At 68.2% G+C, this 17,906-nt stretch carries 17 protein-coding genes; 12 read left to right on the forward strand and 5 right to left on the reverse strand.

The genetic code is table 11. The features are described from left to right. Window positions 1-40 precede the first annotated feature (40 nt). On the forward strand, window positions 41-1,228 hold the full coding sequence (aztD, locus tag ABFX55_RS25300; protein WP_346124907.1) for a zinc metallochaperone AztD: 1,188 nt from the start codon (window positions 41-43) through the stop codon (window positions 1,226-1,228). Window positions 1,229-1,487: 259 nt separating this feature from the next. Here the strand turns inward: aztD and ABFX55_RS25305 are convergent, their stop codons facing one another. Next, a complete protein-coding gene (locus ABFX55_RS25305; protein ID WP_346124909.1) occupies window positions 1,488-2,381 on the reverse strand; it encodes a phytanoyl-CoA dioxygenase family protein in 894 nt (297 codons plus the stop codon). Window positions 2,382-2,463: 82 nt separating this feature from the next. Between ABFX55_RS25305 and ABFX55_RS25310 the strand changes: the two genes are divergently transcribed. The 5 genes from ABFX55_RS25310 to ABFX55_RS25330 all read left to right on the forward strand — a co-directional run bounded on the left by ABFX55_RS25310 (window position 2,464) and on the right by ABFX55_RS25330 (window position 9,266). Further along, window positions 2,464-3,297 carry a helix-turn-helix transcriptional regulator gene (locus tag ABFX55_RS25310; RefSeq protein ID WP_346124911.1) on the forward strand — a complete coding sequence of 278 codons (834 nt, stop codon included), beginning with the start codon at window positions 2,464-2,466 and terminating at the stop codon, window positions 3,295-3,297. A 638-nt stretch (window positions 3,298-3,935) separates the two neighbouring features. Continuing rightward, window positions 3,936-5,276, forward strand: a complete 1,341-nt coding sequence (gene phnA, locus ABFX55_RS25315) for a phosphonoacetate hydrolase (protein WP_346124913.1) — start codon at window positions 3,936-3,938, stop codon at window positions 5,274-5,276. Window positions 5,277-5,358: 82 nt separating this feature from the next. Next, window positions 5,359-6,669, forward strand: a complete 1,311-nt coding sequence (locus ABFX55_RS25320) for an MFS transporter (RefSeq protein ID WP_346124914.1) — start codon at window positions 5,359-5,361, stop codon at window positions 6,667-6,669. A gap of 9 nt (window positions 6,670-6,678) precedes the next feature. Continuing rightward, window positions 6,679-7,779 carry a zinc-binding dehydrogenase gene (locus ABFX55_RS25325; RefSeq protein WP_346124916.1) on the forward strand — a complete coding sequence of 367 codons (1,101 nt, stop codon included), beginning with the start codon at window positions 6,679-6,681 and terminating at the stop codon, window positions 7,777-7,779. Between the two features lie 32 nt (window positions 7,780-7,811). Then, complete coding sequence (locus tag ABFX55_RS25330; protein WP_346124918.1) at window positions 7,812-9,266, forward strand: aldehyde dehydrogenase family protein; 1,455 nt, start codon at window positions 7,812-7,814, stop codon at window positions 9,264-9,266. A 6-nt stretch (window positions 9,267-9,272) separates the two neighbouring features. Here ABFX55_RS25330 and ABFX55_RS25335 read toward each other — a convergent pair whose 3' ends face one another. Further along, complete coding sequence (locus tag ABFX55_RS25335; protein WP_346124920.1) at window positions 9,273-10,157, reverse strand: LysR substrate-binding domain-containing protein; 885 nt, start codon at window positions 10,155-10,157, stop codon at window positions 9,273-9,275. 409 nt (window positions 10,158-10,566) lie between these two features. Then, entirely contained in the window at window positions 10,567-11,358 is a 792-nt protein-coding gene (gene map / locus ABFX55_RS25340) for a type I methionyl aminopeptidase (RefSeq protein ID WP_346124921.1), read from the reverse strand. Between the two features lie 87 nt (window positions 11,359-11,445). Here map and ABFX55_RS25345 point away from each other — a divergent pair, with 87 nt between their 5' ends. Then, complete coding sequence (locus ABFX55_RS25345; protein WP_346124923.1) at window positions 11,446-11,715, forward strand: helix-turn-helix domain-containing protein; 270 nt, start codon at window positions 11,446-11,448, stop codon at window positions 11,713-11,715. Between the two features lie 279 nt (window positions 11,716-11,994). Here the strand turns inward: ABFX55_RS25345 and ABFX55_RS25350 are convergent, their stop codons facing one another. Beyond that, a complete protein-coding gene (locus ABFX55_RS25350; protein ID WP_346124925.1) occupies window positions 11,995-13,014 on the reverse strand; it encodes an aldo/keto reductase in 1,020 nt (339 codons plus the stop codon). Between the two features lie 152 nt (window positions 13,015-13,166). Here ABFX55_RS25350 and ABFX55_RS25355 point away from each other — a divergent pair, with 152 nt between their 5' ends. Next, the gene (locus tag ABFX55_RS25355; protein WP_346124927.1) at window positions 13,167-13,760 is read left to right on the forward strand and encodes a TetR/AcrR family transcriptional regulator; all 594 of its coding nucleotides are present in this window, start codon (window positions 13,167-13,169) and stop codon (window positions 13,758-13,760) included. A 382-nt stretch (window positions 13,761-14,142) separates the two neighbouring features. Here ABFX55_RS25355 and ABFX55_RS25360 read toward each other — a convergent pair whose 3' ends face one another. Then, the gene (locus ABFX55_RS25360; RefSeq protein ID WP_379479112.1) at window positions 14,143-14,736 is read right to left on the reverse strand and encodes a helix-turn-helix domain-containing protein; all 594 of its coding nucleotides are present in this window, start codon (window positions 14,734-14,736) and stop codon (window positions 14,143-14,145) included. A 99-nt stretch (window positions 14,737-14,835) separates the two neighbouring features. On the opposite strand from ABFX55_RS25360, the gene ABFX55_RS25365 reads away from it, so the two are divergent. The 4 genes from ABFX55_RS25365 (at window position 14,836) to ABFX55_RS25380 (ending at window position 17,906) form a co-directional block, all read left to right on the forward strand. After that, window positions 14,836-15,462 (forward strand): SAM-dependent methyltransferase, encoded by a 627-nt coding sequence (locus ABFX55_RS25365; RefSeq protein WP_346124931.1) that lies wholly within the window; start codon window positions 14,836-14,838, stop codon window positions 15,460-15,462. Window positions 15,463-15,508: 46 nt separating this feature from the next. After that, a complete protein-coding gene (locus ABFX55_RS25370) occupies window positions 15,509-16,003 on the forward strand; it encodes a DinB family protein (protein WP_346124933.1) in 495 nt (164 codons plus the stop codon). 50 nt (window positions 16,004-16,053) lie between these two features. Further along, on the forward strand, window positions 16,054-17,067 hold the full coding sequence (locus ABFX55_RS25375; protein ID WP_346124935.1) for an alpha/beta fold hydrolase: 1,014 nt from the start codon (window positions 16,054-16,056) through the stop codon (window positions 17,065-17,067). A gap of 452 nt (window positions 17,068-17,519) precedes the next feature. Then, on the forward strand, window positions 17,520-17,906 hold the full coding sequence (locus ABFX55_RS25380) for an anthrone oxygenase family protein (protein ID WP_346124937.1): 387 nt from the start codon (window positions 17,520-17,522) through the stop codon (window positions 17,904-17,906).

The raw sequence follows: 17,906 nt of genomic DNA on the forward strand, positions 1-17,906 counted from the left end.
CACTGAACCGCTTGTCAGCTATCAGAAAGGCGCATGACACATGAGCGTCCGGTCCCGGACAACCGCACTCCTCGCAGCAGGCCTCCTGCTCACCGCCTGCGGAGCGCAGCAGCCCGCGGCGGCCCCCGCCACCGCGGAGCCCGCGGCGGCCCCCTCCACCCAGGCCGCACAGAAAGCAGTGACGAACCCCGTCGTCATGACCTACGACGGCGGCCTGTACGTCCTCGACGGCCAGAGCCTCGAACTCGTCCAGGACATCCCCCTCACCGGATACAACCGCGTCAATCCGGCGGGCGACGAGCGGCACGTCCTGGTGTCGACCTCCACCGGGTTCCGCGTCCTCGACGCCGCCTCGGCCACGCTGAAGGCCGACGAGTTCAAGGGTGCCAAGCCGGGCCACGTGGTCCGGCACGGCGGCGTCACCGTCCTGTTCTCCGACGGCACCGGCGAGGTCGTCGTCTTCGACCCGGACGAGCTGGCCGCCGGGCTGCCCAAGGGCGAGACGTACCGGGCGGCCTCGCCGCACCATGGGGTCGCGATCCAGCTCGAGAACGGCGAACTCGTCGTCACCCTCGGCACCGAGGAGAAGCGCACGGGCATCTTCGTCCTCGACAGGGACCGCAAGGAGATCACCCGCAGCGAGGACTGCCCCGGCGTCCACGGCGAGGCCACGGCCAAGGACGAGGCCGTCGTGATCGGCTGCGAGAACGGCGTGCTCGTCTACAAGGACGGCAAGATCACCAAGATCGACAGTCCCGACGAGTACGGCCGCATCGGCAACCAGTCCGGCTCCGGCGTGTCGCCGATCGTCCTGGGCGACTACAAGAAGGACAAGGACGCCGAACTGGAACGCCCCACCCAGATCTCCCTCATCAACACGGAGACCGGCAAGCTCACACTGGTCGACCTAGGCGCCAGCTACACCTTCCGCTCATTGGCCCGCGGCCCTCAAGGCGAAGCCCTCGTCCTCGGCACGGACGGCGCCATCCACGTGATCGACCCCTCCGAGGGCAAGGTCACCCGAACCATCAAGGTGCTCGAGGAATGGAAGGAGCCGCTGGACTGGCAGCAGCCCCGCCCCAACATCTTCGTCCGCGACCAGGTCGTTTATGTGAGCGATCCGGCGGCCAAGCAGGTCCACGCGATCGACTTCACCACCGGCACAATCACCAAGAGCGCTTCGCTGCCGCACCCCCCGAACGAGTTGACCGGCGTCGTCACCGGCTGACCCCAAAAAGACTTCAACCCCAAAAGGACTTCGTGACGAGGCGCTCCGCGCTCAGGGACTCAGACGCCCTTCTCGAGGCGCCCAGTTCCATCAGCAGGTTGCGCGCCTGCTGCGCCGTCCAGGCACCGGTCGGATGAGCGGTGACGATGAGGAACTGGCGCCAGGTCAACTCCGGCGCATCCCACCCGGGCGATCCGGGAGAGGCGTTCGTGAAGCGGCAGGGCGGGCGGGCGAGAAGGCCGCAGTGCACGCGGAGCGTCTAGAGGCCGTCCTGGTCGTGCCAGTGGTTCTGCCAGCGGGCGTCGATCGGTTCGGAGGCGGTCTGGTAGCGGATGTCGGTCGACAGCCGAAAGGCGCCGTCGGGGTCCTGGTTGTCCAGGGAGGCGTGGATGATGAACGGGCTGTGCACCATGAGGTCGCCTGCGGCGAAGTCGGTGACGAGCCAGCGGGAGTCGTATTCCTCAGCGAGCGCGGGCAGGTTCGCGGTCATCGACGCGGCGGGACGGCGCAGCCTGCCTTCGGCCTCGTCGGCCAGGACGCGGTGATGGCTGCCCTCAAGGTAGATCAGCGGTCCGCGGACGACGGGGCAGTCGCCCAAGGGGATCCAGGAGGAGAGGACCCGGTCGGTGCCCTCGCGCAGGTAGACGAGGTCGTAGTGGGCCTGAGTGGCGGTCCCGATGCCCGATTCGCCGGGACCGACATGACGGATGATCTTCCGTCGGTGCAGGTGGACCTCGTCGGAGCCGAGCAGCCACTGGTAGAAGGCCACCAGCGCGGGGTTCCGGCACAGTGCCTCGTACTCCCTGCCGGGAACGATCTGTTGGAACAGCAGCGACCGGAACCGGGCGCGGTCCAGGCCAGAGGCCGAGGCGGCCAGGCCGTCGATGGGATCGGTGCCCGGAAGGGTCAGCCCACTCTCGGCGAGCGTGGCGAAGTAGTAGCGGCGAAAGTCCTCGATCATGGCGCGCTCGAAGAAGCCGGGCAAGTACAGGTAGCCGTCGCGGGTGAGCCGGCCTCGCAGGGCGTCCCTGTCGTGGCGCTCAGCGTCCGGGACGGGCAGCAGGCGGCCAAGTCGATGGGCGCCGTCGTCCAGCCGGTAGCCGTTGGAGGCGAGGACCCCCGACGGAGTTTCCTGGAGTTGTCCGATGCTCATATCGGAATACTCCGGTCTGTCCCGGCGTGCGACAATGCACGGATTCCGGAGGAACTTGGACTATTGTCGACGGAGCGATGACGTGGAGTCAGCGGCCTATTACCGCACGCCTCCTGGCGCGGTGCGGGCGCTGGGAATCGCCGTGACCGGCGCAGGTCGCATCCTGGGCCAGCCCGAGCCCCTCGGCGACCGGGTCCTGAACTGCTACGCGGGGGTCTTCGTCATTCAGGGGTCGGGATTTCTGGAACTGCACGGCGGTACCGGCAGGCACGAGGTACAGCCGGGAACGTTCTTCTGGCTGCCTCCCGGCGTCCGCCACTCCTACGGCCCCTCGGCGGGCGGCTGGGACGAATACTGGGTCCTGTTCGAGGGGGCTGCCGCGGCGAGATACGCCGAGCTCGGCTATCTGGGTACGGCTCGGCCCGTCGTCGAGCCGACCGAGCCGGCCGAGACCCACACCCTCTGCATCCGCCTCCTGGAACTGCTCGCCCGGCCAGAATCGCTGGACTGCCATGTCGCGGCCGCGAGCTCCCTCCACGCGCTGATCACTGCGGTCGGGACGGGCAGGCGGAGGTCGACCGATCCAGGGCGGGCCCGGAACGATCTGGGAAAACGTGCTCTGGAGCTGCTGGACGGCGCTGAAGGCCCGGTCCGGATCAGCGAGATCGCTCACCAACTGGCGGTCTCCCGCGACAGCCTCGCCGTCGCCGTTCGCCGGGTGACCGGGTCCACACCCACGGTCTACCTCATGCGCCGCCGCCTCGACCGCGCGAAGGCACTGCTGGCCGACACCGATCTGCCCGTAGCACTCATCGCCAGGAAGGTCGGCTATCCCGATCCCGCCTATTTCACCCGGCTGTTCACCCGGCACGTGGGTGTCGCGCCATCAGCCTTCCGCGGCCAGCAGAAGCGCTGAGAGGTCGCCGCTACTGGGCCGGCCCTGCTTGGCGGGGTAGGTCCACTTCTTCTTGACCAGCTGCGGCGCCAGGCGAGCAGCGCGCCGGGGGTCACGATGCGATGCAGTCGAGGGCGAGCGGGTAACAGCCTGGCCAGCGCGGCCAGCAGCGCCCGATCGGCCGCCTGACCACCAGCAGATCCAGAAGTCGAAACAGCACGAGAGCCGAACCTGGAAGTCCAGGTCAGAACCTCGCTACCAGTTCTGGCACCGCCGGCCGCAAACGCAGCATCGTCACCGACGCCCTCGGCCTGCTGATAGCAGTCCTGCTCACCGCCGCCAGCCTCTCCGGCGGCGCCGCTGATGCTCCACCGCGACTACGAGACTCGGCACGAACGCTCCACAGCCATGATCCACATCGCCATGATCGACCTCATGACCCGACGCCTCACCGGCGAATCCACCCGGCGAGGCGCCTGAAACCACGAAGAGAGATCAAACGCCCACTTAAGGCATCGGGCTAAGTCAACGGCAGTGGTAAGCACCGCTACCTGGGGGCTTATAGCGCCGATAACCGAAACAGGGGTTCCTCCCCGACGGAGCTGACACGCACTCTCGTGCTTACAGCAGAAGTCATTCACACGCACCAAGGAGCCCTTGTGACAACGGGGACGTTCAGCGTCAACGGCAGGACATATGCGAAGCCCGTAAGCCCCGTCGTGGTGATCTGTATTGACGGCAGCGAGCCGGACTACCACGTCGAGGCCATGGCGGCCGGCCGGATGCCCTGGCTGAGCAAGGTCCTTGAGTGGGAGGGAAGCTCATGGCCCGCGCACTGCGCGATGCCTGCGCTCACCAACCCGAACAACGTGTCCATCGCGACGGGCCGCCCGCCGAGCGTGCACGGCATCAGCGGCAACTACATCTTCGACACCGAGCTCGGCGAAGAAGTGCTGATGAACGACAAGCGCTTCCTGCGGGCGCCCACCATCTTCGCCGCGGCGAACGAGGCCGGTCTTGACGTCGTCGTCGTGACCGCCAAGGACAAGCTCCGCAGGTTGCTGGGGGCAGGCCTCGTCGAGGAGGGACCCGCCCTGGACGGCTCTGGTGAGTTCGTCGCACCGTCTCGGCGCGGCATCTGTTTCTCGGCGGAGAAGGCCGACCAGGCCACCGTCGAGGAGAACGGCATCGGCGACGTCCTGGCCCTGGCCGGCAGGCCGCTGCCGGACGTCTACTCGGCCGATCTCAGTGAGTTCGCGCTCGCCGCGGGCGTGGAGATCCTGGCGACGCGTGGCGCGGACCTGATGTACCTGTCGTTGACCGATTACATCCAGCACAAGAACGCGCCCGGTACCGAGACCGCGAACGCGTTCTACGAGATGATCGACCACTACGCCGGCAGGCTGGCCGAGCTCGGTGCGATCGTCGTGCTCACGGCCGACCATGGCATGAGCGCCAAGTCGGACGACGTCGGCCTCCCGCGCGTGGTCTACGTCGAGGACGAAGTCTGCCGCATCCTCGGCATCCCCGACGACGCGCAGGCGAACGGCCTGCGGGTGATCCTGCCGATCACCGACCCGTACACCGTGCACCACGGTGCTCTGGGTTCCTTCGCGAGCGTCTACCTGCCGGAGGGCGCCGACCATGAGGCCACCATCGCGGCCCTCAGGGACATCGAGGGGATCCAGGAGGTGCACGGCCGTGAGGCGGCAGTCGAGCGTTACTCTCTGCCGGCCGACCGCATCGGGCACATCGTGGTCCTGGCCGAGGCCGGCACCGCTCTCGGCCGCTTCGCCGCCTGGCACGACCTCAGCGGGCTCGACGCGCCGCTGCGGTCACACGGAGCCCTGGGCGAGCTGCGGATCCCCTTCCTGATCAACCGGCGCCTGCCTACGCCGGACCTGCTGGACACCCCGTTCGGTGACCCAGCCCGCATCCACAACTACGACGCCTTCTGGGTGGCCACGACGCTGGTCGCCGAGGAGGAGAGCGCGTCCTGACGGGACGCCCCCGGCGGCCTGCCGCCACCAGACCCGCCCCACCTGCGGCGAAACCGACACCTTTTAAGGTGGTTGAGAGACCATGTCGAACGTCGGAAACGTGATATCCGGGACTCGTAGTCCCGAGCCTCTGCCGGAGCACGAGTACGCGCGACTCAAGTGGCGCATGCTCCTGGCCGCCATGTTCTGCTACTTCTTCTTCTACACGGGCAGGCAGACGTTCGGTTTCGCCATCCCGGGCATCGAGGAGGACCTCGGCCTCAGCAAGGCCACGCTGGGTGCGATCAGCGGAATCCTGTTGTGGTCCTACGCCGCGGGTCAGATGATCAACGGCAACCTCGCCGACAAGTGGGGCGGCCGCCGCATGATGGCGGGCGGCGCCATTCTCTCCACCATCCTCAACTGGTTCACCAGCTTCTCCACAGGTCCGAAGACGCTGGGCCTGTTCTGGGGCTTGAACGGCTACGCGCAGTCCCTCGGCTGGCCCTCCGGCGGGCGGGTCATCTCCAACTGGTGGGCCCCGCACGAGCGCGGTAGGAGCTTCGGCTTCTACACCTTCGCCGCCGGCATGGCCTCGGTGCTGGCCTTCGTCACCTCGACCATCGTCGTGGACACCCTCGACCTGGACTGGCAGTGGATCTTCCGCGTGCCGGTCCTGCTCATGCTCGTCGGCGGTGTCACCTTCTATCTGATCGCCAGGGACAGTCCCGCGCACGCCGGTGTCACCCAGCCTGTCGGCTACTTCGCCACCGCTGCCGACAGGGCGGCGGAATCCGCCGACCAGGTCGCCGGTGAGACCTCGTTCCAGCGCTACAAGGCCGTCCTGCGGAACCCCAAGATCTGGTCGGCCGGCATCGCCATCGGATTCCAGAACACCGCGCGTTACGGCCTGCTGATCTGGGTCCCCGTCTACTTCCTCGGAGAGGACTGGAAGGAGGGCGTCGGCGGCATCAGCCCGCTCTGGATCTCGGTCGCCCTGCCCGTGGGCATGGCGGTGGGCGCCCTGGTCAACGGTCAGATCTCCGACCGGTTGTTCGGGGCACGGCGGGACCGCCCCATCATCCTGTTCATGCTGCTGGGCGCGGTGATGGCGCTCATCATGTACCTCGCACCGCTCGGCACGACGTTCGGCATCGTCGTCCTCTTCCTCACCGGCTTCTTCGTGTACGGCCCGCAGTCCTCCTTTTGGGCTCTGTGCCCGGACATCGCAGGCAAGCGCATGGCCGGCACCGCGACCGGCGCGGTCAACTGCTTCGCCTACATCTTCGCCGGTGCGGCCGAGCCGATGATCGGCGCTCTCATGGACCGGACCGGCGACACCAGTCTCATCTTCCCCGTCGTGGCTGTGGCCTGCGGATGCAGCGCCCTGGTCGCCCTCACCATCCGACGCTAGGAGGCGGACATGACTGAACTCAGCAGCGGAGCTCTCGGACTACGTGAGGCCCCAGCCGCGACGGCAGCCGTCTGGGACGGGCCCGGACGCGGCTTCACCGTGGAGCCCCAGCCGTTGCCGCGGCTGCTGCCGGGCGAGGTGCTCGTCCGGATCGAGCTGGCCACCATCTGCGGCAGTGACCTGCACACCGTCGCAGGTGACCGGCCGACCCCGCTCCCCACGGTGCTCGGGCACGAGGCCGTCGGCACCGTCGAGGCCGTCGGCGGCAACGTCCTCACCTCCCTGGGGGAGCCGCTGCGTCCCGGACAGCGCATCACCTGGACGATCGGCACGTCGTGCGGCTTGTGCCGGCGCTGCACCCGCGGCGTTCCCCAGAAGTGCGAGGGCGTCCGCAAGTACGGCCACGAGGCCATCACGGACCAGTGGCGGCTCAACGGCGGCCTCGCGACCCACTGCCACCTCGTCGCGGGCACCGGGCTGGTGCCCGTGCCCACCTCGCTGCCCGCGGAGGTGGCGGCGCCGGCGAACTGCGCCACGGCCACGGTCGTGTCCGCGGCCCGACGCGCCGAGCTCGCGGCAGGCGACTCGGTGGTCGTGATCGGCTGCGGAATGCTGGGGCTCACAGCCGTGGCGTTCGCGCGTGACCTCGGGGCCGAGCACGTCATCGCGTGCGACGTCGACGCCGGCCGTAGGGACCTCGCGCTGAAGTTCGGAGCCACCGTGGCCTGCTCCCCAGACGCGCTGGAGGCCGCAGCGAAGGACCTCGGCGCGGATGTCGTCTTCGAGCTGTCAGGCAACAGCCGGGCGGTGCAGTCGGCCTTGGACATCGTCGGGCTGGACGGGCGCGTGGCACTCGTCGGCTCCGTGTCACCGGGACCGAAGGTCAGCTTCGAGCCGAACGCCTTCGTGCGCAACCTGTCCCGCGTGATCGGCAGCCACAACTACGCCGTCCACGACCTGGCCGAAGCCGTCGACTTCCTCATGCGCACCTCGAAGCAGGACCTGTTCGCCACGCTCGTACCCGAGTCGTTCCCGCTCTCGGACATCGACGCCGCGGTCGCCATGGCGAGAACCGGGACTGCTCCCCGGATCGCCGTGCGCATGAACTGAAGCCGCGAACCTCACCTCTGACGGAGTCCACCATGGCCCAGCCCAGTCCCGACCACCTGCTCAACCACATCGGCGGCCGATGGCTGCCGTCCCAGACCGGTGCCGTCCGGCCGAACCTCAACCCCGCGAACACCGACGACATCATCGGGGAGTTCACCGAGTCAGGCGCGAAGGACGCCACCGCCGCCGTCGACGCCGCGACCGCAGCGCATTCCGAGTGGGACGCGATCGGCCCGATCGAGCGGGCCAAAGTCCTCACCGTCGCCGCGCGGCTGATCGAGCAGCGAGGCGACACGTTCGCCGAGGCGATCACGCGAGAGCAGGGCAAACGCCTGTCCGAGAGCAAGGGCGAGGTATCCCGCTCGCTGGCCATCCTCGACTTCACGATCGGCGAGGCCCGCCGGATCAACGGTGTCACGACTCCGGCGGAGGAGCCCCGCACGCTGGCGATGACCTTCCGGCGTCCGCTCGGGGTCGTCGGTCTCATCACGCCATGGAACTTCCCTCTGGCCATCCCCATGTGGAAGGTCGCCCCTGCCCTGGTGGCCGGCTGTACGGCAGTGCTCAAGCCGTCGCCGCTGACCCCGTGGACCTCCGCCTTGCTGGTGCAGGCCTTCGCCGACGCGGGAGTGCCGTCTGGCGTCCTCAATCTGGTGCAGGGCGACCGTGACCCAGGCGAGGCGCTGGTCGCCGACCCGCGCGTCGCCGGCATCTCCTTCACCGGCTCCCTGCCCGTAGGCCAGGCGATCAACCGGGCCGGCGCAGGACGGCTGATGCGCACCCAACTCGAACTGGGCGGCAAGAACGCGCTGATCGTCCTGGCCGACGCCGATCTCGACGCGGCTGCCGACGCCATCGTTCACGGCGCGTTCGGGCAGAGCGGCCAGCGCTGCAGCGCCACCAGCCGGATCATCGTGGAGAGGTCAGTACGGAACAAACTCCTCGACCTCCTGGTTCCGCGGGTCCAGGCCATGCGGGTCGGGCGCGGCGACCAGGAATGGGCCGACATCGGCCCGGTGGTCAACGACGAGCGGCAGCGCGCCTGCCTGACGGCGGTGGAGGGCGCGGTCGCCGCGGGTGCGCGGGTCGCCTGCGGCGGGCACGAGGCCACGCTCGACACCCCCGGCTACTTCGTCGAGCCGACCGTCCTGACCGATGTCGCCTGGGACAGCGAGATCGCCCAGGAGGAGGTCTTCGGGCCGGTGCTCTCCGTCATCGACTGCGACGGTTACGAGGACGCCATGCGCATCTCGAACTCGGTGCGATACGGCATGTCGGGCACGATCTTCACCCAGAACCCGTCCCTGATGTTCCAGGCCCTGCACGACTTCCAGGCGGGCATGCTGCACGTGAACCGTCCTGGTGTGGGCGCGTACTCGCACCTGCCGCACATGGGAGCGAAGGCATCCCAGCTCGGCGCTCCCGAATGCTCGCCGGACGTCTGGGACTTCTACACCGACCTCCGGTCCGCCTGCATCAGGTACTGAAAGCCATCACGCGGGCCACTCCGCGACGGTTCTCACGAGTTCCACGAACGCCTCCTCCGGCGGCGTGAGGACACGGTCGATCCGTCTGACCAGGGAAACCGTGCGGGTCGGAGGAGCCGGGATGACGGTCAGCGCGGCCAGATTCCCTGACTCCGTCTCCTGCCGGACGGCGTGTTCGGACAGGAGCGAGATGCCGAGTCCCTGGCCTACTGCCTGCTTGAGCGTGTCGGGGCCCCACATGTCCCACTGCTCGGCGCTCTCCAGTCCCCATGTCCGCAACGCGGACTCCTGGAGCCGCCGGCTCGCCGACCCGCTCTCGCGCATGAGGAAGCGCTGATCGGCCAGGTCGGCGGGGGTCAGAGCCCGTCCCACGAGGGGAGAGCCAGGTTCGGCCACGAGCACCATGGACTCCACGAACATCTCCTGCGCCATCAGCTGATCATCGCGCGGAGTGTCGACGCACAGGCCCAACGCGACCTCTCCGCGCAGCAGCCAGGATTCGACCGCCTCTTCGTTGCCTACGCGGATCTGGCAGCTGACCTTGGGCGCTCGGTGAGAGAAGTCGGAAAGGAGGCGAGGCAGGAGGTAGGTGCCGAGAGTGGTCGTGCCTGCCAGCACCAGTTGGCCGCCTTCCAGCCCGCGGTAGTCGGCAACGACGCGCTCCAAGGAGTCCAGGATCTCGAACACCCTGTGCGCGTGCTCGACCACGACCTCCCCTGCGGGAGTGGGACGGGCGCCATGGCTTGTCCGGTGGACGAGCTGGACCCCGAGGGACCTCTCCAGGTTCCTGATGTGGTTCGACACGGCAGGCTGGCTCATGTAGAGAGACTTCGCCGCCCCTGAGAAGCCCTTGGACTCGACTACCTTCACCAAGACTTCCAGCTGGTTCAAGGTCACCATGCTGCGAACCTCCCACTGTTCAGAGCTCGCCGCTCGTTCTAGGTGTACTCCATCGCACACCAGAGGTCATATCTCGCCCGGAGAAACCGCGGTTCGGCGACTTCGCTCCGGGCCGGCAGCATCAGCCGGCCGATCAGACGAACAAAGATCAGATACAACAGCCGGGGGAACACGAGCTTCGAGAGTAGATGACCAGTTCAACCGCCCTGCACGACTTCTGGCACGCGTCGCCGACACCGCCCCCGACAGGTCGGGAACCGCAGGCAGCCGCCCCTTTTCCTCTCACGCACTGGTCGGGTCAGCGGCACGAGCGGATGCTGTCGTCAGCACCGTTCGATCAGGCCGGCATCGGTTGAACAGGGCGGCTTAGGCGTCCTTTGTGGATGGCCGACTGGCGGAATCAGCCCGCGTTGCCGGGGTTCTCCGGTTCACGCCGGGTGAGCACCAAGGGGGCGTCCTCGGTGATGGCGACCGTGTGCTCGGAGTGGGCTGTGCGTGAGCCGTCGGCCGACCGGATGGTCCAGCCGTCGGCGTCGTAGACGATCCGGCCGGTCGTACGCGCGAACCAGGGTTCGAGCGCGAGGGTCAGCCCCGGCCGGAGCGTAAGGCCACGCCCTGCCCGGCCCGTGTTGGAAACGTGGGGCCCCTCGTGCATGGTGCGGCCGATACCGTGGCCACCGAACTCGGTGTTGACCGGGTAGCCGTAGTCACGGGCCACCGACCCGATGGCCGCCGAGATGTCACCCAGGCGGTTGCCCGGACGTGCCACCTCGATCGCCGCCTCCAACGCTTCCTCGGTGGCACGGATGATCCGCAGGTCCTCCTCAGCAGCAGTGCCGACGACGACCGTGCGCGCCGAGTCGGCCACCCAGCCATCGACGCTGACCGCGAGGTCCGCGCTGAGCACGTCGCCGTCACGCAGTGTGTAGTTGTGGGGTAGACCGTGCAGGACGGCGTCGTTGACCGACAGGCAGATGACGTTGCGGAACGGGCCGCGTCCGAAAGACGGCGCGTAGTCCCAGTAGCACGACTCCGCCCCGCGCCGTTTGATCATGCCGCGCACGTGGCGCTCCAGGTCCAACAGGTTGACGCCCACGTCAGCGAGCCGGCCGACCTCGGAGAGCACCTCGGCGACGAAACGCCCGGCCACATGCATGCGTTGGATCTCCGCAGGCGTCTTCAGTTCAATCACGAAATACCTCGCATCACGGGTGTTGGTATAGTTATACCGGCACCTTAACACTTGCCGGTATAGTAATACCAGCCCTATCCTGGGAGCATGGTCCGCCAACCGCTCACACCTGATCAGATCGAAGCCGGCAGGCGTCTCGGCGCCCTGCTGCGCCACGCGCGAGCGGGACGCGACCTGGTGGAAGTCGCGCACGCGGCCGGCATCTCGCCGGAAACCCTGCGCAAGATCGAGACCGGACGACTGCCCTCTCCCGGATTCGGCACGATCGTCTGCCTCGGCGAGGCACTCAACGTGCCGATTCAGGAGTTGGCAGCTATCTGGCGCGGCAACGACCTACCGCTGGAAGCCGTCTCCTAGCCGCTGTCGCGCCCGCCCACGAAGTCCCGGTGGACACCGGCCGGCCCCTCATCCAGCGCCTGTGCCTGTTGATCCAGCCACTGCTGGTCGAGCCAGCATCGCGACCCGCCCGGTCCACGGGACACCGCGCGGCCCGACGGCCGGCGCGCCACCCGTACACCGAGTTGGTCGCCGCCCACCGCTGGCGGACCGGCACGTCCCGGAGGGCTTACGCCGCCCGTCGTCCCCTCTTGCAATCGCCCCATGCGGGAGACGGTGTGGAGGCTGTCGCAGGGACGATCAGCGGCGGCGCAGTGACGGGTCGAGCAGAGCGGGCGGGGTGTCGTACTTCTCGTGTGCGGCGAGGTCGATGCCGGGGGCGACGATGGCGTCGATGGCGTCGAGTACGTCGGCGGAGAGCGTGGTGTCTGCGGCGGCGAGTTGCGAGTGCAGGTGGTCCAGCGTGCGGGGGCCGATGAGCGCGCTGGTCACGGCGGGGTGCGCTGTCACGAAGCCGAGCGCGAGCTGGATCATCGTCAGGCCGGCCTCGTCGGCGATTTCGGCCAGCTGCTCGACGGCGTCAAGCCTGGCCTGGTTGGAGGGGATGGTGGTGTCGAAGCGTTGCGGCATGAACGTTGAGCGGCTGGTGGTGATCGCCCGGCCCTCGCGGATCGCGCCCGACAGCCAGCCCGAGGCCAACGGGCTCCATGCCAGCACGCCGAGCCCGTACTGCTGGGTCACGGGCAGGACGTGGGTCTCGATCCCGCGCTGCAGGATCGAGTAGCTGGGCTGTTCGGTGACGTAGCGGCTCAGGCGGTGCTCGTGGGCGGCCCACTGGGCCTGCACGATGCGGTAGGCGGGGAAGGTCGAGGAGCCGAAGTAGCGGATCTTTCCCGCGCGTTGCAGGTCGGTCAGGGCCGACAGGGTCTCCTCGTCGCTGGTGCTCGGGTCCCATCGGTGGATCTGATAGAGGTCGACGCAGTCGATGCCGAGGCGGCGCAGGCTGTCCTCCAGCGCGGTGACCAGCCAGCGGCGCGAACTGCCCTGATGGTTGCGCTCGTCGCTCATCGGCATGGTCGCCTTCGTGGCCAGCACGATGTCGTCGCGGCGGCCCGCGATGGCTTTGCCGACCATCTCCTCCGACTGGCCGCCGCTGTAGATGTCGGCGGTGTCGATGAGGTTGATCCCGGCCTCCAGGGCGGCGTCGACGATGGCTGTGGCCTCGTCCTGGGTGGTGCGCCCGATCTTTCCGAAGTTCATGGCGCCGAGCGCGAGAGCGCTGACCTGCACACCTGTGCGACCCAAAGTGCGGTACTGCATGACCGTGTCTCCTCATTGCGGGTGAAGCGTGGTGCATGGCATGGCTTGGCTACCAGGCCCCGCTCTGACATCATGACCAAAGCGGAACCTCGTTCCGAAACAATACGGAACACAGTTCCGTTTTTGCAAGCGGTGGCGGAGGGAGCGACGCGGTGAACGACAGAAACGAGGTCACAGGGCAGGCGGGCGCGTCCAAGCGGAAGGACGCCCGGCGTAACCAGGAAACCCTGCTCGAGACGGCCGCCGCGGTCTTCGTCACGTCAGGCGTTAACGCCCCCGTACGCGACATCGCGGCCAAGGCCGGCGTCGGGCTGGGCACGATCTACCGCCACTTCCCGACGCGAGCGGACCTCATCATCGCCGTCTACCGGCACCAGGTCGACGCCTGCGCCGAGGCCGGGCCAACCCTGCTGGCGACCAGCCCTTCACCGCACGCCGCACTAGGGCAGTGGATCAACCTCTTCGTCGATTTCCTGGTCACCAAGCACGGACTCGCTGCCGTGCTGCGATCCGACAACTCCGACTTCGAGGCGCTGCACGCCTACTTCCTCGACCGCCTCCTACCCGTCTGCACCGAACTGCTCGAAGCCGCAACCGTCGCCGGCGAGATCCGCCCCGACATCGATGCGTACGAGCTCATGCGCGGCGTCGGCAACCTCTGCATCGGCGCGGACAGCGACCCCCGCTACGACGCACGCCACATGGTCGAACTCCTCATCGCAGGGCTGTGCCGACCACATCACTGACCTCGTCTTGCAGGGTGACATCGGGATGTAGTGACAGCCGTGCGTGGCCGCCGGGGCAGCAGGTGGCGCCTGCAGGACAGGAGCCCCACGGGGTCCTGGCGATTCGGCGGCTCGGCCCTTTCCTCCCGGCAGCGGGTCAACAACGTGGCGCGCAGCCGCTCCTCGCGACGTCTCCACCGGGCAGATCCTGTCGGCCAGAGAGCTACTTGAGGCTCCGTCCCGGCCTTCTCCAACCGCCGCCGGCGGGAGATCGCGGAGGCCCGCCGAACCATCGAATGGCGTCTGCGGCGGCGCACCGTTACGGCCCTCCCGCCGGGTCCGTGCGTACGGGGAAAAGTAACCGTGAGTGACAGAGGTTACGTTGGGTGGTGCCGCATGGAGCTCACCGCCGGCTCCCGCCGTGAGACGGCCGATGGGGGTCGGCGTGTATGTGCGTGCGCATCCCTTGCGGGTCGAACAGGATAAGAAGCTCGACAACGCCGCCGTCGGCGCTGCCCAGCCAGTGTGGCAAGGACGTGTCGAACTCGGCTGCCTCACCGGCCGGCAACGTCAGGTCGCGCTCGCCGAGGATGAGCCGCAGGCGTCCGTTGAGCACGTACAGCCATTCGAAGCCGTCGTGGGTCTGCGGGGTCGGTACGAGCGGTTCCAGCTGGGCAGGGATGATCATTTTGAACGCCTGCACCCCGCCCGGTCGCCGGGACAGCGGCACGAAGGTCATCCCGAACCTCCGGATCGGCGTGAGGTGGATCCGGGGGTCGCCGGTGCGCGGGGCGCCTACGAGGTCGTCCAGCGGAACGTTGTAAGTACGGGCCAGCGGCAGCAGCAACTCCAAGGTCGCCCGGCGCTGCCCGCTCTCAAGCCGGGACAGTGTGCTCTCCGACACGCCGGTTGTCGTGGCGAGGTCGGCGAGGGTGATGCCGCGGTGACGACGCAGCGCACGAAGTCGCGGCCCCACTGCGGCGAGCGCCTCGTCCATTTCGTGGTCCACGAGGCCATCTTGCCAGAACCGCAAGATTTCGTGCCAGATCGGGGCGCGTCTGGTGAGACTGAGCGGACACCGACGGAAGGAGTCTTGATGAAGGCCAGCGATGCGGTCATGTTCTGGGACGGCGTGTACGCGGCGCGACCGGCGGCCACCGATCCGCGGCCGAATGTTCCTCTCACCGAGACGGTCACGACCCTGCCGCCCGGCGACGCGCTGGACCTCGGATGCGGCGCCGGCGGTGACGCGCTGTGGCTCGCCGGACAGGGGTGGCACGTCACCGCCGCCGACATCTCGGCCGTGGCGGTCGAGCGGCTCGCGGCACTCGCCTGCGCACACGGCCTGGGCGATCGCGTGACCGCCGTGCGGCACGACCTACGCAGGTCTTTCCCGCACGGCGAGTTCGACCTGATCTGCGCCCACTATCTGCACACCCCCTTCGACCTGGACAGGGCGGCCGTCCTGCGCTCGGCCGCGCACGCGTTGCGCCCGGATGGGCGGCTGCTGATTGTCGACCACGGTTCGACCGCGCCGTGGTCGTGGAACCAGGATCCCGACGTCCGGTATCTGAGCCCGCGGGAGGTCGCGGCGGGTATCGATCTGGACGCGGCGACGTGGACGGTCGAGCGGGCCGACGCACCCCGCAGGATCGCGGCCGGGCCGGGCGGGCGCACCGCCGAGGTCACCGACCACGTGCTGCTCATCCGCCGAAGCGCCTGACACGGCGAACAGCGCCGCCCCCACCCCACGAAGAGAGGAGACCACTATGCCGGACACCGTGCGCCGCCGCCGCGACACTCCGCCGCCCTCGACCGGGAGCAGCGAGGCTGAAATCCTGCGCCGATTCCTCGGCTACCTCCGGGCCTCGGTCGCCGCGAAGGTCGAGAGTGCGCCCGAACCGGAGGTGCGAACGGCCGCGGTCCCGTCGGGCACGAACCTGCTCGGCCTGCTCAACCACCTGACTTTCGTCGAACGCTCGATGTTCCTCGGGGACGACGTCACCGACTGGCAGGCGACGTTCCATGCCGCACCAGAGGACAGCGTGGCCGATGTCGTCGCCCGCTACCGCGAGACGGTCGAGCGTGCGAACGACGTGCTCGACGGGTGCACCGATCTCGGCGCGCCGGTCCCTCGACCGCGGTCGAACCGCCCCGCTCCCAGCATCCGCTGGGCACTCACCCACATGATCGAGGAGACCGGCCGCCACGCGGGCCACGCGGACATCCTCCGCGAACTGATCGACGGCACGACCGGACGCTGACCCCACCACCTTCTCCAGGACAGGAACACATGAAGACCACAACCCGGCCGTTGTCGCGCCAGTTCCTCCGATCCGCGCGCACGGTGGCGACCATCATGATCACCCTCCTGCTCACGATGGGCACCGCAGCCTGTTCCACGCCGACCGCGTCGAACGTTGCCCCCTACGCCGTCGCCACCCAGGACGACCCGGAGTTCAAGAACACCTTCCGACACGAGTTCGCCGATGTCGACGGCGTCCGCATGCACTACGTGACTGGCGGCAGCGGCACACCGGTGGTGCTGATCCACGGGTGGCCCCAGACTTGGTACGGCTGGTGGCCGATCATGCCGGCACTCGCCGAACACCACACCGTCTACGCTGTCGACCTTCCGGGACTGGGCGACAGCAACGGCTCACCGACCGGCTACGACAAGGCCACCCTGGCGCGGTACGTGCACACGTTGATCGCCGACTGGCTCAAGATCCGGGACGCCGCCGTCGTCGGCCACGATTTCGGCGCCGCAGTAGCATTCCAGTACGCCAGCCAATTCCCCGACGACACCGCACGCCTCGGCTACTTCGACCTGCCGCTTCCTGGGCCCGCGATCGATGCATCCACCTACCGCTCACTGAGCTGGCACATCGCCTTCCACTCCCAGCGACGGGTCCCCGAGGCGGTCGTAGGCGACGACGTCCGCGAGTACCTGGAGCTGTTCTATCCCCAGGTCTCGTTCGGCGGAACGGCGTTCGGTGGCACCTCAGATCGGTCCCCGTTCACCGACACCGAGATCAACGAGTACGCACGGACCTACAGCCGGCCAGAGGTCCTGTCGGGCGGCTTCGAGCTCTATCGCGCCCTCGGCAAAGACGTCCGCGACACCGCGGCAGCGGCGCCGGTACATGTCCCGACGCTGCTCATGACCGCCCAGGGGCAGCTCGACGCGATCCGAGCCACAGTGGCCCCGCGCATGACCAAGATCGTACGCGCGGTGGACGTGCCGCATGCAGGGCACTGGCTCGTCGAGGAGAACCCTCGGTTCGTCACTGCGGAGCTGGTGCGTTTCCTTGACGGGAACAGTTGACAGAGGAGTGTGCCCGGCTCGGCGCCGATCAGCTGACCTTTCGCCGCCCTCGCCGACCGAGGCAGGAAGCCCGTAGGTGCCGAGAACGGTGTCACCCCAAGTGGTCGCGAGCGCTGGTTCTTCGGGGATTGACGTTGGTTCCGAGGTAGAGGTCACAGGCGCAGTCGAGGGCCTCATGGCCCGGATCAAGCGGCACAGCACCGGGAAACGGGCGAACCCGAAATCCGCTCATCCGTGGGGTGTTGTACAGCCGAGCTACTCCTGGTGTCGTAGATCGGCCCATTGGGTGGTCCTGGTGTCGTAGGGACAGAAGAGCCCCTGGTGGGACGCCCTGGGCCCCGCACCTGGACGACGATATCGGCTCATGAGAACCCCCAGCCAGGTACATCCATGGCGCCGCGTCGCTGGCCACCCGGCTGCTGGCGGGCGCGTTCGGATACGGCGCGGCCAACGTGATCCCCACATTCGGGGCCGTCCCGCTGGATGTGCGCCTGACCTTCCACACCACGATGAAGAAGGCCAACGAGCCGGTCATGCAGAGCGCGATGGCCCTGGTCATCCTCACCTCGTTCGGCCTGGCGATCGCCGGTCGCGGCAGGCCGCGGCGGTTGGCGCTCGGCGCGGGCGTCCTGGCACTGACCTCTCTGCTGATCACGGTGTTCGGCAACATCCCGCTGCACGCGCACTTCCGGCGGTGGGCCGCCGGCCCGGTCCCGGCCGGACACGCCGAGATCCTGCAGCGGTGGGAACCGTTCCACACTCTTCGCACCCAGTCCGCACTGACCGCGTTCCTATTGATCATCTCCATCGCCGTCGTTGCCCAGCCCCCGGCCCGTTGA

Source organism: Nonomuraea roseola (assembly GCF_039535395.1).
Taxonomy (GTDB): domain Bacteria; phylum Actinomycetota; class Actinomycetes; order Streptosporangiales; family Streptosporangiaceae; genus Nonomuraea; species Nonomuraea roseola.

Coding starts and splice junctions, on each gene's coding strand:
- aztD (WP_346124907.1), top strand. CDS start 41: ATGAGCGTCCGGTCCCGGACAACCGCACTCCTCGCAGCAGGCCTCCTG.
- ABFX55_RS25305 (WP_346124909.1), bottom strand. CDS start 2,381: ATGAGCATCGGACAACTCCAGGAAACTCCGTCGGGGGTCCTCGCCTCC.
- ABFX55_RS25320 (WP_346124914.1), top strand. CDS start 5,359: ATGTCGAACGTCGGAAACGTGATATCCGGGACTCGTAGTCCCGAGCCT.
- ABFX55_RS25325 (WP_346124916.1), top strand. CDS start 6,679: ATGACTGAACTCAGCAGCGGAGCTCTCGGACTACGTGAGGCCCCAGCC.
- ABFX55_RS25330 (WP_346124918.1), top strand. CDS start 7,812: ATGGCCCAGCCCAGTCCCGACCACCTGCTCAACCACATCGGCGGCCGA.
- ABFX55_RS25345 (WP_346124923.1), top strand. CDS start 11,446: ATGGTCCGCCAACCGCTCACACCTGATCAGATCGAAGCCGGCAGGCGT.
- ABFX55_RS25350 (WP_346124925.1), bottom strand. CDS start 13,014: ATGCAGTACCGCACTTTGGGTCGCACAGGTGTGCAGGTCAGCGCTCTC.
- ABFX55_RS25360 (WP_379479112.1), bottom strand. CDS start 14,736: ATGGACGAGGCGCTCGCCGCAGTGGGGCCGCGACTTCGTGCGCTGCGT.
- ABFX55_RS25365 (WP_346124931.1), top strand. CDS start 14,836: ATGAAGGCCAGCGATGCGGTCATGTTCTGGGACGGCGTGTACGCGGCG.
- ABFX55_RS25370 (WP_346124933.1), top strand. CDS start 15,509: ATGCCGGACACCGTGCGCCGCCGCCGCGACACTCCGCCGCCCTCGACC.